Consider the following 13,920-nt stretch of genomic DNA (forward strand, 5'->3'; position numbering starts at 1 on the left):
AACCATCAAAGCCTCCTGTCAAACAAGGAGACCCTCGGCAACAAACCTTGCCCCAGCCTGACGTCTGTCAACAGGCCTTAGGGCATCGGACCGAAAAGTGGGAACCGGTTTTCGGAAAAAATCCGATGCAAAAACAAAAATTAGAGCATCGGACTGCGTATGATTTCCAGTCTGATGCTCTAGCGATCGAGCGCGAGTTGCAGGGATGGTCGCTAATGGCGGCTGATCTTATTTCCGCGCCGGACCCTTCATCCGCCCCGAGAGGACGCCGAAGCCGTCGATGATGGCCTCCTGGTTCTCCAGGCGCGTCACCTCGGACTGTACCTCCTGCAGCGTGCGCAGCAGCAGGCCGACGGCCTCGCCGTCCTCCTCCTCGGTCGCGCGGGCGAGTTCGGTTTCCAGCTCGCGCCGTTGCCAGAGCAGGGCCTTGGTGCGCTTGTGCAGCGCCAGCGCCTGGGCATAGCCTTCGCGCGCATCGTCGAGGGCTGCGGCGCGGGTGGCGGTCCACAGCCGGGCGAAGCGGATCTGCTGGTCGAGGCTGGCCAGCAGCGGATCGAAGCCGAGGCGGATGAGGTCGGCGCCGAGCGTTTCGGCGTCGAGCGTCGGCCCGCGCGCGGCGGCGACATTGAGCAGCTGCGACCAGAGGCGCTGCAGATCGCGGCTTTCGAACTCGATGCCGGAGACGTCGTCATATTCCTCGAACAGGAGCTCGGGATGGGTGACAATGGTCAGCGCCAGCGCGCTCTCGCGCAAGGCGGGCAGGGCGGCCTGGCCTGAGACGAGGGCGGAGCGGGTCAACCGGTCGGAGATGCCCTCGCCGAGCCCGGCATTGCTGGCGCGGTTCGCGCCGCGCCCGCCTCGTCCGCCATCCCTGCCGCTGCTCCTTCCTCCTCCACCGCTGTTCCAGCCGCCGGCCTCCCGCCCGCCGAAATTGCCCCGTCCGGGGCTCTGGAAGAAGCCGGCGAGGCGCTCGCGAATGTCCTGATTGTAGTGGAAGCGGACATTCTCGTCGGCGATGGTGGCCGCCGCCTGCTTCAGTCGCGCCTGCAGGGCGGCGCGCTTTTCCGGCGTGTCGAAGGTGCCGCCCTGGGTCTCGCGCAGCCACAGCATGTCGGAAAGCGAGCGCGCCTGGGCGATCACGCGGTCGAAGGGCGCGCGGCCATCGGTGCGCACGAGATCGTCGGGGTCCTTGCCATCGGGCAGCAGGGCAAAGCGCACGGAGCGTTCGGGCTTGAGATGGGGAAGCGCCAGATCGACGGCGCGGTTGGCGGCGCGCAAGCCCGCGCCGTCGCCGTCGAAACACAGCACCGGCTCGCCGGTCATGCGCCAGAGCAGCTCCAGCTGGTTCTCGGTCAGCGCCGTGCCGAGCGGCGCCACGGCATTTTCCACGCCGGCCTGATGAAGGGCGATCACGTCCATATAGCCTTCGACGGCGATCACCGTCTCGGCGCCGGCCGCCCCGGACAAGGCGCGCCGGGCGCGGGCGAAGTTGAACAGCACCTCGCCCTTGCGAAACAGCTCGGTCTCGTTGGAATTGAGATATTTGGCCGTCGCATCCGGCGCCATGGCCCGGCCGCCGAAGGCGATCACCTTCTCGCGCGCCGAAAGGATCGGGAACATGATGCGGTCGCGGAACCGGTCATAGGACACCGCGATGCCCTCGCCATGGACGACCAGGCCGCAGGCCTCGATCTGTTCCTTCGAGACGTTTTGCGACGCCAGATATTCCTTCAGAGCGTTGCGGCTGTCGGGCGCATAGCCCAGGCGAAAGGTCTCGATCGTGCGCCCGGTCAGGCCGCGTTCGCGCAGATAGGCGCGCGCGCGCGCGCCGTTCGGGCCCTGCAGCTGTTCCTCGAAGAAGCGCGCGGCCATGTCCATGACGTCTTCCAGCGTCGTGCGCTGGCGCTCGCGCTTCTCGCTTTCCGGGTCCGGCTGCGGCAGGGCCACGCCCGCCATGTCGGCGATCTGGCGCACCGCTTCCACGAAGGGCATGCCGTCCAGCTCAACCAGGAAGCGGAAATGATCGCCGGAGACGCCGCAGCCGAAGCAATGATAGCGGCCCTTGCGGTCCTCGCAATGGAAGCTCGGCGATTTCTCTCCATGGAAGGGGCAGCAGGCCCAGTAGTCGCCGCGCGAGACATTGGTCTTGCGCCGGTCCCAGGTCACACGCCGGCCGATCACGTCCGAAATCGGAACGCGGTCCTTGAGATCTTCCAGGAAGGTGGGCGAAAAGCGCATGGCCTCTCTATAGGCTTCGCCGATGTTGATTGCCATCGCGCGGCGCGCGATTGGGAAGAGCGTGCACGCTATTCACATGGATAGAACGAGACGGCCCCATGCGCACAGGCCGCCGCGCACGGATTTCCCAAGCGCGGCGCTCAGAAAAACAAATGCACCACCAGCGCCGTCAGGATGGCGTTCAGCCCCATGGCCAGGCCCGAGAACAGGCCGGCGATCGGATCGACGGCATAGGCCCGTGCGGTGCCGATGCCGTGCGAGGCCAGGCCGACGGCGAAGCCGCGCGCGCTGTAGTCGCGGATGCGCAGCGCATTCATCAGCGGCGTGACGATGATGGCGCCGGTGATCCCCGTCAGGATCACCACGGCGGCCGTGAGCGCCGGGTCGCCATGCAGGCCGGCGGAGATCGCCATGGCCACTGCCGCGGTGGTGGATTTCGGTGCGAGCGAGGCGGTGATGACCGGCGGGAAGCCGAAAACATGGCAGAGCAGCAGCGTGGAGCCGACGGCGGTCAGGCAGCCGGCCACGAGGGCGACCAGCATCGGCACGAGATTGGCCTTGACCAGCGCCAGCTTCTCGTAAAGCGGAATGCCGAGCGCGACCGTGGCGGGGCCGAGCAGGAAATGGATGAACTGGGCGCCGGCAAAATAGCTGTCATAGCGAATGCCCGAGGCGAGCAGCAGGGCCACCAGGATCGCGACCGAGAGCAGCACCGGGTTGAGCAGCGGATTGCGGGGGCTGAGCGCCGCGATCCGCAAGGCCAGCAGCCAGACCATCAGCGTGACGGTGAGCCACAGAAGCGGAGAAGCGGCGAGATAGACCCAGAGGCCGCGGGTAAAGCCGTCAGCCATCCTTGCGCGCGCCCATCAGCCGCTTGGTCAGAAGAAAGGTCGAGACGGTCACCAGAAGCGTCGCGAGCGTCGACAGGAGGATCGTTGCGATCAGCTGCGGCCCGCGATCGGCCACCATGTCCAGATGCTGGACGATGCCGACGCCGGCCGGCACGAAGAGCACGCCGAGATTGGCCAGAAGCAGGCGCGAGGCCGACAGCGTATGGGTCTCGAAAGCTTTCAGCCGGTCCTGGCCCTTGAACAGAAACAGGCAGAGAAAGATCAGCGCCATGCCGATCACGGGGCCGGGCACGGCGCCATGCGTGGCATAGGCCAGGATTTCCCCGATCAGCTGGAACAGGAGAAGAATGGTCAGCCCTACGGGCATGGCACGGCTCCATAAAATCCGCGGGCGCCGTCACCTCAGGGAGGTCTCGGTCCAGGGGATCGCCCGCGACGACAAGGACAGGCGGCCTGCACCGCTCCATCCCGCGAGGCAGGATCGGGCGACTCGCCGCGTTCCTGCCTGTTTTATCCCCCTTTGCCGCGGTTCGCCGCTTCTTTTGCCTGCCGTAGCAGGCGGATCCCAGATCTATCTCCGGGCCCAGGCTCTTCCAGCGGCCCCGGCGCCGCGTGCGCCGGGGCCTTTCGCAGGCGACGGCTCAGCCATTGGTGTTCATGAACCAGAAGAGGCCCCGTTTTTCCTCCGGCTTCTTTTTCAGCTTCACCGGCTTGGCGCTGGCGGCGCGATAGGGCTTGACCTTGTAGACGCGAAAGTCCTTCAAGCCCTCGAACTCGCTGCCATACTTGCTCTTCAGCGCGGTCAGCGTGGCATAGTTCTTGGCGCGCGCGGCCAGCACGGCCAGGCCGATCACCCCGCCTTCGGTGGGCTCCCAGGAGACCGACTTGTTGAACCAATCGGATGCGGCGGCTTTGTCGCCGTCAGCCAGATATTTCCAGCCGAGCGCCTGGCCGCCCAGCGGCGATTTCTGTTCCGCGACGACTTTCTCGAAGGTTTCCGTGTCGCCCTTTTCCAGCTTCAGCTTGGACTTGTCATCGGTGATGGAGGCCGAGATGATCTCGATATATTGCTTGGCGATTTCAGGCGATGCCGTCATGTAGCGGCGCGCCATCTGCAGAGCCTCGCCCGGGCGGTCCATGTTGCGCAGGGTCAGGATGACGCCTTCGATGCTCTTGGGATCGCGCTGATATTTGGCTGCCTGAATGAACCAGCCATTGGCGGAGGCCCAGTCCTTCTGGGAATAGAAGTACCAGCCGATCAGCGTGGCATCCTTGCCCGAATTCGTCTGCTGGATGAACTCGACGAAGCGGGACAGTTCCTGCTCGTTGGGCATGCTGGCGAAGTCGCCATTCTGGATGAAGCTGCCGATCTCGCGGCGCAATCCGTCGAAGCTGATATCGTCGAACTCGGAGCTTCCGTCCGGCATGGTGCGGCCGAGTGCGATCAGCGATGCCGTTCCCGCCGGAGGCAGAAGCAGCCCGGCTTTCTGCACGGTCGACAGACGCATGGCCGGGTCGTCGCAGCTCGTCAGGATATAGTGGTAGACGTCGAAAGCCTCGGCATAGTTCTTCAGACGGGCGAAGGCTTCGGCCACGTTCCACTGGACCTGCATTTCCTGGCAGACCATGATCTGCGGCGCGGCCTGCGCCGTCGACAGAACCTCGGCCCAGCGGCCCCGCTTATAGGCACTGTTGATCAGGCTGCGGGTCTCACCGGCCTGCAGTTTCTGCGTCAGGTCCTCCGAGGGCTGCCATTTCGGATTGGCGCTCTGGATGCGGGCGATCTCGGCGCGGATGCCGGCATAGTCGCCCTTGGCATAAAGCTCCCAGAGCGGCTGCTCGTCGATGCTGACGACGGGCGCGAACAGATCCTTCGGCGGCTGCCAGTCGGGATAGAGCTCCTTGAGGCGCCGCATTTCCGCACCGAGGCGTTTCAAGTCCTTGCTGGTGGCGTAGTAGCGCAGGGCCGTGACGTCGACATCGCTCGTCGAAGCGCTCGGCAGCGCGGAGAGCGCCCCGTCCTGGCTCTTGTCCGTCTCGAACGGGTTCACCGCAGCGGGCGTGGGGGCCATGTTCGGCGCCGCCGGCATCTGCGGCGCCGCCGGAACGATCATCGCCTGCACGGTGGCGGGCGCCCTGGCCGCTGATGCTGCAGCGGTAAGGTCCTTGCCCGGGGAGAGGAAGGGATTTTCGCCCGGCTGGATGTTCTGCTTCACCGCAGCGGCGGGCAGGGCCGGCGCGCCGTCCGCCTGGGCGGAGACCGTCGGCGGAGCGAGCGCGGCATTGACGCTGCTTGTCCTGCCGCTCGACTTCGCCGGACCGTCCAGAAGCTCGCCCAGCCCGGGAGAGGTCATGTCCTCGGCGCGCAGCGCCGAATCCTGGCGCAGCGACTCGGGCAGAAGCGAGGGGTTGAGAACGAACAAGGCCGTGGCGGCGACAAGCGGGAAGGTCAGTTTCGAGAGCATCAGTTTAAGCTGGGCAGACATGAGGTATACCTCGCGGAGAGATTGCCAGACGGCTGGAAAGGGCCAGAAGGCTGAAAAGGGGAAGGGTCGAAGGAGCGTGATCCACCGGCTCCAAAGTATCGCTGCGCCTGACGAGGCTGTCGGCCGCACTGTCCATAGCAACGGCGCGCAATGGCCCCGGGCTTTGCCGGATCGACGGTTCGAGGATCCGCGTCGACCCCCTGGCCCAGCGGCTTGTTTCCTTTATCGGATGGTCCCGGCGACCTGATTCCGGTCGCCGGCTCGATGCGCTCGGCAAGGTCCCGCCAGGGCCCATGGCACAGGCGGGACCGGTTGGGCGGGCAAGCGGCCGGCCGGCGAACATGGCGCTTCGTCCCTCAGCCATGGGGGCGCCGTCCGGATATCAGCATCATGAAGGTGCCGATCCCCAGGAGAATGGCCGCGATCAGCAGCGCGGCAATGTAGAAGGCCGCATTGTTGGCCAGCCAACCGGCCGCCACCAGCCGCGCATTGGAGAAGGTCAGCGGCTGCGTCTGGAACATCTGCTCGCGCGGGCTGATCTGCTGCTGCAGCATCTCGCCTGTTTCAGAGAAGGACTGGACGGCCCCGCCGAGCTTGTTCCAGAGGTTGATGTCGGTCAGCGTGTCGGTGCGTGCCGTCAGGCTGTCCATGTCCCGGGCGGCCACCACCGTCCACAGGCCGCCATTCTTGCCGACGTCCTGGGCCACCACAAGCGCGGCATTGGCGGCCGGTGCGAAGCGCCGGTTGCCGCTCTCCGCCCCCATCATCACCCGCAGCCGGCTGATATCGAGCGTGTCCGCCGCGTCCTGGATCTTGCCCTGGAGACGTCCGGCGAAGCTCCCGACCTTTTCGAGCGGCTTGTCGAGAAGCGCGCCGATCGTGCCGTCCTGCGCATCCGAGCGAATGGCCGTGGGCTGCAGCGCGGCAATTTCCAGAAGCTGCGGCCTGCCGGATGTCGCTGCGCGCAGATTGACCAAATCGAGGCGCATGCGCGTCGTCAGCTCGGAGGGCAGCGTGTCAAAGGCGCCGAAGGCGATGACGTTGCTGTTGTCGAGCGGCGGCAGGATCGAGGCATATTGCAGCGGCTTCACCTGGTTGGAGGCATAGGCCAGCTTGGCGGCGAAGGTGGCCGCTGCGTCCATGCCGCGCCGGTCATAGCCCGGCACCAGCAGCGTGGTGGCGGGGTTGGTGCCGGCCGTCGCATCGTTGATCAGGCCCGAGGTCAGAACGCCGATATCGGGATAGCGTCCGATGCGGGCATAGTTCTGCATGTCGAGATAGGAGCGCTCGTCGATCGCCAGGCGCACGCTGGAGGAGGCCTTGTCGACGCTCTCGCAGGCCGCGTCGAGCCGCGAGGGCAGGCGGGCCTCGATTTTCAGCGTGTTCTGGCCGGGCCGCAGCGCGTTGAAGGGGATGGGCAGGCGCTGGTCGCGGATCGCGCCTTCCCGGGCCGAGCTCAGCGAGATCGTCGCCACCACCTTGTCATTGGCCTTGACCGTCAGCGCCGCATCCGGCGCCAGGCCGCCCACGTAAAGCGCGCTCATATGGAAATACATGCTGGCATAGTCGCCCGGATAGAAATCGGCGGGCATGGTGAAGTTCACCTGATTGCTGGTGAAGCGGCCGTCGAAGCGCTTGGTGTTGTAGCCGAGCTCGGCCAGCGTCACCTTTTCGCCCGGGGTCAGCAGCCGTCCGCGGGTGTTGGCAAGCGCGGCCAGGCCCTCCGGCGTGCCCACCGGCTGTTCGGCGCCGGCCGTCCGGATGAAGCGCGCGAGCCGCTCCTCGATCTCGCCGGCATTGGCGCCGGTGAGGATCAGACGCTTGCGCTCGGCCGTGTCACCGGGCTCCACGCTGACCGTCTCGGAGGAGGTCAGGGCCGGGGAGTTTGCGCCCAGCAGCGGCTTCAGATCCGCCTGCGTGCCGATGATCAGGTCGATGCCGGGGCCTGTGCCGGGCTTGTTGGCGAATTCGACATGCGGATGGTTGAAATTGCCGAGGATGGTCAGCGCCTGCACCGCCTTCAGCGCACGGTCGTGGTCGCTCATGGTCGCGCCGGAGGGCAGGACGATGCGCAGATTGGTGCGCCCGTCCGCAAGGCCCGAGAGCGGCATCAGATCGACGAGCGAGAGGGCGGTGCGCGGAAGCGCGTTGAAGACGAAGCCGCTTTGCGCGGGATCGACCTGGGTCCACAGCTCATAGGTGGCGTCGATGCTGCAATCCACGCGATGACGGTGATCGACCTCCATCGAGATTGCGTTGTAACCCGGCTGGATGACGCCGGCCGGCACGTCGAAGACCATGCGCCGAGGGTCGCCGGCCCGCAGCGCGGAGGTGCCGATTTCGGTGCCGTTGATCTTGACGATCATGCGCGAACGCTCCGGCGCGGCCGAGATCGAGGTCTGCGCCGTCAGGACCAGCTTTGTGCTGCTGGAGGCTTCGTCCGGCAGGGCGAAGAAGGGCAGCGTGCGGCCGGCGAATTCGCCGCCGAAGAACAGGCCATAGCGGCTGGCGGCGATCCGGCGGAGATCGCCATTGTCCAGCGCCGGCAAGGCTGGCGCCTGGGCTGGGGCGGGCTGCGCTACCTGGCCGGCCGACTTGAAGCGGAAGGGGCTGATCGTGTCGGCCCGTGCCGGACCGGCCAGGGTGGCCAGCGCGATCGAGGACAGGAGCAGTGCGGAGGATGCGGAGAATCTGAACATGACAGGCATTTCCTCTGACGGGCTGCTCACGCGGCCTTGGTGGCGATGGTGGCCTTGTCGGCCTGGACCTGACGTCGGCGACGGCTGATACGACCGCCTTCGGGACGCGAGGACAGAAGGGCCGAGACGGCGGCGAAGGGGCTGACAATGGCCCAGCGCACCAGCGACAGCGAGGCGAGGATGTAGTTGCGGCGATGCTGGCGGTCGCTGCGGATCTGGCGGGCCAGATCGAGATCGGACAGCAGCAGCGTGGAAACCGCGGCATAGTGCTGGGCCTCGGGCTCGAGATCGATCAGGTAGCTGCGCAGGTCGTGATTGACCGGCTTGCCGACGAAGGCCGGGATGGAGGGGATGATCACATCGGCAGGCGGATCGATCAGCAACAGTCGGCCATGGTCCCCCGGACGCAGGGGGGGGATGCTTCCCTTGCCGACCTCGATCAGCACGCGGTTGCTGGACATCTGCCGCACCAGCACCGGCAGGGTCTGGGTGCCAAGGTCCAGCTCGGCCTTGCGGGCCACCGGCAGGCTGATGCCTTCCACGTCGGTCGGCTGTTCCGTGACGATGCCGAGCGCCGCGCCGGCGATCACCAGGTTGAGGATGTTCCAGGCGCCGGTGATCAGGATCAGGTCGCCCAGCGCCGGCTCGGTCTGGTAGCGGTAGATTGCCACGGCGAGAACCATGGAAAGACCGGCGAAGATGGCGAAGAAAGGCCAGGCGAGGCTCGAAAGCTGGCGCTGCGTCAGCGACATGCCCTTGTCGGTGACGTTGAAGGTCGGCTTGCGCGGATTGAGCAGCACGCTGACGATGGCGCGCACCAGGAAGACCGACTGGACATATTCATAGAGCTCGGAAATCCAGGGCCAGCGCATGCGGCCGTAGAGATAGTTGCGCAGGATCTCCGAGGCGACGAGGTAGGTGACGGTATAGGCCAGGAAGTCTTCGGCCGAGGCGTTGAAGATCTTCAGGTTGAACAGGATGAACAGGAGCGGCGCGACGAGGAAGGTGGCGCGCACGAAGGGGAACATCCAGAAGAGGCAGCTGGAGAGATAGCTGATGCGCTGCGCCAGCGTCAGGCCCTGCTTGAACAGCGGGTTCTTCAGGATGAGGATCTGGATCATCCCGCGGCACCAGCGCGACCGCTGGCCGATGAAGCTGGTGAAGCTTTCCGGCTGCAGGCCGGTGATCAACGGCTTGTCGACATAGACGCTGTTCCAGCCGCGCGAATGCAGCTCCAGGGCGGTCTCGCAGTCCTCGGTGATGGTGATGCCCGAGAAGCCGCCGACTTCCTCGAGCGCCTCGCGCCGCAGCACGGCCGCCGATCCGCAGAAGAAGGAGGCGTTCCAGCGGTCCAGACCCTTCTGGATCATGGTGTAGAACATCTCGTTCTCGGAGGGCATTGTGGCATAGGTGCCGAGGTTGCGCTCGACCGGATCGGGATTGGCGAAGAAATGCGGCGTCTGGACGAGGAACAGGTCCGGATCCTTGCCGAAGAAGCCGACGGTCTCGCGCAGGAAGCGGCGTTCGGGCGCATGGTCGGCGTCGAAGACGGCGATGAGATCGCCCGAGGTGCGCTCCAGGCCGGCATTCAGATTGCCTGCCTTGGCATGGTTGTTAAGGGCGCGGGTGAGGTAATGCACACCGAGATCGGCGCACAGGGCCTTCAGTTCCGCGCCGCGCCGCTGGGCGGCGGCAGCCGTTTCCGGGTCGTTGCTGTTGCGCTTCTGGTCGGTGCCGCCGTCGTCCAGCAGGTAGACCTTGAACTTGTCGCGCGGGTAATCCATCGCGGCGGCGGCCGACAGCGTCAGCGACAGGATCTCGGCGCTCTCGTTATAGGACGGAACGAACACATCGACCGTCGGCAAATCCTCATCGGCCGGCAGGGCCGGCGTCTCGCGCTCGATCGGATCGGCAACCACGAAGACGCTGATGAAAAACATCACGATGCAGAACATTTCCGACACATACAGCGCCATGCCGGGGATGAACGACAGAAGATCGTCGATCGGCGGCAAGGTGCTGGTGGTGCGCCAGTAGGCATAGCGCAGAACAATGATGCTGGCGGTCGCCAGTGCGATGTATCGCAGCAGCCCCTTGCCGTCGAAGCGGGTGATCACGAAGAGAAAGGCGATGGTCAGGCCGGCAACGACAAGCTGTACATCTGCGCCCACCGGCTGGAGCACGAATATGAAGAGTGCAAGGGATGACAGCACCCAAAGTGCCAGGGAAACGATACGGAACATGGCGACCTCGCTAATGACTCTCGCCAGTAAGTATTAACTGGATATTAGTGTCAACAATTCCAATTTTAACTAAATTCCATGCGTTGTTTCTTTTGGGGAGGCGGGCCGCTGGTGTCGGACTTGTTGAAAGAAAAAATTTCTTATTCCATGCACAATATTGCCTATTTTCAGATCTTAAGTTCTCATTTTGGGTGTTTTTTTTCGCTTTTTCACGAAATGCGGCAGGGAATATAAACTCGCGAACAGGTAAATAATGATCGTTAATATATTTTATTTTATGGATTTAAAATGTAAAATGCTTGTTTATTATTGAAACGAAGTGTCTTGAAATGACGCTTTACTGGTGTGCCAAGCAGGCGCTTGCACCGATTTGATACGCAGAGGGTCATCTCAGCTCTTGTTGCCGCAAAAGCCACGAAGGACCGCTCTGCCCTTTGGCGGGAATCACGGTTGTCGCGCTTGAGGCTTTTGCGGTGCGAGATCATGGCGTCGCCGAAATCGCGCCAGCCTCTTTCCGGGCTGAAAGCACTGGCCTGCGCATGATTTTCAGTCTGATGCTGTAAGCAGGACCTGTGGCCATTTGCTCAAAGCGGCGCGGCCCGCATCGGTGAGCACGTAGACCCCGCGGTCGATGCGCTGGAACCAGCCATAGACATTGGCCTGCAGCAGCCGCCCGGCGCCGGGCACCCGTGCGGCGATCTCCTTGGGGCGGCAGCGCCCGGCGTCGATTTCGGCTGCGCAGAGCAGCGCCTGCTGACGATAGGCGGTCATCACAGGCGCGCGCGTGCTGCCGCCGGTCACCGGATCGCCCTGGCGGCGGCGAAATTCCGTGACGAGACGCGAGCGGCGTTTGGCATTGGTGCGCGGCATGGGGGAGACGGCGCTGACGACGATGCTGACGAGGCCGGTGTCGGATACACCGAGCATGCCGATGCCGAGCCGGCGGCAGAGATCGCGATAGCGCCGGTCGGCCTCGCGGCCGCGCCCTTTTGCCGAAATCCGCGCGGCGATCCAGACCTCGTCGGCGATCGCGGCGCGGTCCACCGCCTGGAGCAGGAGTTCGAGATTGAAGCGCAGCTTCAACTCGCAGACCACGACCAGATCCGGCTCGCCCGGCTTGACGCCCAGAAGATCGCAGCCGCCGATCTCTCCCTTCACCTCGAAGCCGAGCGTCTCAAGAAAGGTTTTGACGGGTTGCGAGAGGGAGGTTTCCATAAGCGAGACCGGGGCCTTGATGCGTCGTGCCGAAAGGCGGGAGCGGGATCCCGGTACCATCCTAGGCAAAGACAAGATCGAAAGGAGCGGCCGAGCCCGTATGGTCGGTGCGATGCTCCAGGCGGATGGCCCGCTTTAGGTCCGGCGATGCTCCGGCGCAAGCGGCCGGCGTGCTGCTCCGCCGGACAGGCCGGCGGGGCAGCGTTCCTTCAGCCTCACGCCTGCTGCAGATGCGGCCCCAGGAGGAAGAGATCGGCCTCGCCGAGCCGGGCGGATGCGGTCTGCGCCTGATGCCAGTAGGGATAGAGCAGCTTGGGCTTGCTGACATCGTCGAGCCGCTGGCGCTCCTCGTCGGTCAGCTTCAGCTCGGCGGCGGCAAGATTGTCCTTGAACTGCGCTTCCGTCCGCCCGCCGATGATCACGGATGTGACCGGCTTGCGGCCGATGAGCCAGGCCAGCGCCACCTGTGCGGCGGAGACGCCGCGCGCCTGCGCGATTTCCACCAGCGTATCGACGATCGACCAGAGCCGATCGACATCGCGGATCGGCGGCTCGGTCCAGCCGGCCGCCTGGCGGCTGCCCTCTGGCGTGTGGTCGCGGCGGTGCTTGCCGGAGAGAAGGCCGCCGGCGATCGGGCTCCAGACGAGCACGCCCAGCCCCTGGTCGATCGACAGCGGCAGGAGCTCGAATTCGGCGTCGCGCGATTCCAGCGAATAATGAATCTGCTGGCTGATGAAGCGGTGGCGCTTGTCCAGCGCGCTGATGCCCATGGCCTTCATGATATGCCAGGCCGAATAGTTGGAGCAGCCGATGTAGCGGACCTTGCCATGCTGAACCAGCGTATCGAGCGCGGCCATGGTCTCCTCCAGCGGCGTCTGCCCGTCCCATTCATGTACCTGATAGAGGTCGATCACATCCGTGTTCAGCCGCTTCAGGCTTGCCTCGCATTCGCGGATGAGATGGTGGCGCGACAGGCCCTGCTCGTTGACGCCGTCGCCCATGGGAAAGCGCGCCTTGGTGGCGATCAGCACGTCGTTCTTGCGCTTGCCGCCCAGCACCTCGCCGATGATCTCCTCCGAGGCGCCGGCGGAATAGGCATTGGCCGTGTCGATCAGATTGACGCCGGCGTCCAGGCACATGTCGATCAGCCGGCGGGCCTCATCCACCCCCTGGCTGCCCACCATCGCGGCCCAGCCCTTGCCGCCCATGGTCATGGTGCCAACCGTGATGGTCGATACTTTCAGCCCCGAATGGCCGAGATTGCGGTATTCCATGCGTGATCCTCCTCTTTGATCCGACCATAGATAGGGCACGGCGCGGGAGGCGAAAGTCGCCATAAATGGGCCTGCCCCGACGGGGGTCGGTTCTCCCCGGTTTTTTCGCCCGGCCTGACGCCGGGGCGCGGGGAAATGCTTTATGGTCGGCAATCGCGCCAAGCCTGCGCTGCCGAGACAGGCGCGCCGCGTCCTTCCGGAGAACAAGCCCGATGCCGCCCGGTTTTCATCTGACGGACGATCCCGATCCCGAGCGGCTGCGCCAGCTCGGGTCCGCGCTGGCCGGCTTCAACACGGCCGATGTCGGGCCCTCCGGGCACCGGCCGCTGGTGCTGTTTCTCGCCGATGATCAGGGCGTGCTTCTGGCCGGCCTTTCCGGCTACACCGCCTGGGGCTGGCTCTATATCCAGTGGCTCTGGGTGGCGGAGACCATGCGCGGGCAGGGCCTGGCGGGGCAGATGCTGGAGGCCGCGGAGGCCGAGGCGGCGCGGCGGGGCTGCCATGGCGCCTGGATCGACACCTTCAGCCCGACCGCCTTGCGAACCTATCAAAAAGCCGGTTACACCGCCTTCGGCGCGCTCGATGGCTTTCCGCAGGGGCGGGTGCGCAGCTTCCTGCAGAAGGCGCTCGCCCCGCCGCCGGTATCGGAGGAGGACGGAGGCCAGAGCCATGGCGGCGCAAGCAAGGCGGGCTGACACGCCGTCCTTTTACGGCCGCTGTTCGCCTTCGCTCAGCTGCCACATTCCGCACGCAGGCGATGACGGGACATCGTCCCGCGGCATCCTCCGGTCCGCTCCCCTGTCTTCAGCGGCGCAAGTTCGCAGCCGCCGGTGTTGAATGGTCTGCCGCGCGCTTGGCTGCGTATGCCACGGCGTCGCTTGCAAATCCGCGGGCAAAGGTCGATGTCGGTAATT

General features: G+C 65.2%; 9 protein-coding genes. 1 reads left to right on the plus strand and 8 read right to left on the minus strand.

Annotated elements, in window-relative coordinates:
- Positions 1-228: 228 nt before the first annotated feature.
- From dnaG to BJF92_RS03915, 8 genes are all read right to left on the minus strand, one after another.
- Entirely contained in the window at positions 229-2,238 is a 2,010-nt protein-coding gene (dnaG, locus tag BJF92_RS03880) for a DNA primase (protein ID WP_075633913.1), read from the minus strand.
- A gap of 140 nt (positions 2,239-2,378) precedes the next feature.
- A complete protein-coding gene (locus BJF92_RS03885) occupies positions 2,379-3,089 on the minus strand; it encodes an LrgB family protein (protein WP_075633469.1) in 711 nt (236 codons plus the stop codon).
- Positions 3,082-3,456: a CidA/LrgA family protein gene (locus BJF92_RS03890; RefSeq protein ID WP_075633470.1), complete on the minus strand. Its 375-nt coding sequence runs from the start codon at positions 3,454-3,456 to the stop codon at positions 3,082-3,084. The genes BJF92_RS03885 and BJF92_RS03890 overlap by 8 nt, the downstream gene beginning before the upstream one ends.
- A gap of 274 nt (positions 3,457-3,730) precedes the next feature.
- Positions 3,731-5,575 (minus strand): hypothetical protein, encoded by a 1,845-nt coding sequence (locus tag BJF92_RS03895; RefSeq protein WP_143523889.1) that lies wholly within the window; start codon positions 5,573-5,575, stop codon positions 3,731-3,733.
- Between the two features lie 356 nt (positions 5,576-5,931).
- The gene (locus BJF92_RS03900) at positions 5,932-8,274 is read right to left on the minus strand and encodes a cellulose biosynthesis cyclic di-GMP-binding regulatory protein BcsB (protein ID WP_075633472.1); all 2,343 of its coding nucleotides are present in this window, start codon (positions 8,272-8,274) and stop codon (positions 5,932-5,934) included.
- A gap of 26 nt (positions 8,275-8,300) precedes the next feature.
- Positions 8,301-10,517, minus strand: coding sequence for a UDP-forming cellulose synthase catalytic subunit (gene bcsA / locus BJF92_RS03905; RefSeq protein ID WP_075633473.1), 2,217 nt, complete (start codon positions 10,515-10,517; stop codon positions 8,301-8,303).
- Positions 10,518-11,063: 546 nt separating this feature from the next.
- On the minus strand, positions 11,064-11,732 hold the full coding sequence (locus BJF92_RS03910) for a DUF2161 domain-containing phosphodiesterase (protein ID WP_075633474.1): 669 nt from the start codon (positions 11,730-11,732) through the stop codon (positions 11,064-11,066).
- 215 nt (positions 11,733-11,947) lie between these two features.
- Complete coding sequence (locus BJF92_RS03915; protein ID WP_075633475.1) at positions 11,948-13,006, minus strand: aldo/keto reductase; 1,059 nt, start codon at positions 13,004-13,006, stop codon at positions 11,948-11,950.
- A 212-nt stretch (positions 13,007-13,218) separates the two neighbouring features.
- On the opposite strand from BJF92_RS03915, the gene BJF92_RS03920 reads away from it, so the two are divergent.
- Positions 13,219-13,701 carry a GNAT family N-acetyltransferase gene (locus BJF92_RS03920; protein ID WP_075633476.1) on the plus strand — a complete coding sequence of 161 codons (483 nt, stop codon included), beginning with the start codon at positions 13,219-13,221 and terminating at the stop codon, positions 13,699-13,701.
- Positions 13,702-13,920 lie beyond the last annotated feature (219 nt).

Source organism: Xaviernesmea rhizosphaerae, assembly GCF_001938945.1.
Classification (GTDB): Bacteria; Pseudomonadota; Alphaproteobacteria; order Rhizobiales; family Rhizobiaceae; genus Xaviernesmea; species Xaviernesmea rhizosphaerae.

Bases quoted from the DNA above. Each gene is read 5' to 3' on its own strand.
- dnaG (WP_075633913.1), bottom strand. From the start codon at position 2,238: ATGCGCTTTTCGCCCACCTTCCTGGAAGATCTCAAGGACCGCGTTCCG.
- BJF92_RS03885 (WP_075633469.1), bottom strand. From the start codon at position 3,089: ATGGCTGACGGCTTTACCCGCGGCCTCTGGGTCTATCTCGCCGCTTCT.
- BJF92_RS03890 (WP_075633470.1), bottom strand. From the start codon at position 3,456: ATGCCCGTAGGGCTGACCATTCTTCTCCTGTTCCAGCTGATCGGGGAA.
- BJF92_RS03895 (WP_143523889.1), bottom strand. From the start codon at position 5,575: ATGTCTGCCCAGCTTAAACTGATGCTCTCGAAACTGACCTTCCCGCTT.
- BJF92_RS03900 (WP_075633472.1), bottom strand. From the start codon at position 8,274: ATGTTCAGATTCTCCGCATCCTCCGCACTGCTCCTGTCCTCGATCGCG.
- bcsA (WP_075633473.1), bottom strand. From the start codon at position 10,517: ATGTTCCGTATCGTTTCCCTGGCACTTTGGGTGCTGTCATCCCTTGCA.
- BJF92_RS03910 (WP_075633474.1), bottom strand. From the start codon at position 11,732: ATGGAAACCTCCCTCTCGCAACCCGTCAAAACCTTTCTTGAGACGCTC.
- BJF92_RS03915 (WP_075633475.1), bottom strand. From the start codon at position 13,006: ATGGAATACCGCAATCTCGGCCATTCGGGGCTGAAAGTATCGACCATC.
- BJF92_RS03920 (WP_075633476.1), top strand. From the start codon at position 13,219: ATGCCGCCCGGTTTTCATCTGACGGACGATCCCGATCCCGAGCGGCTG.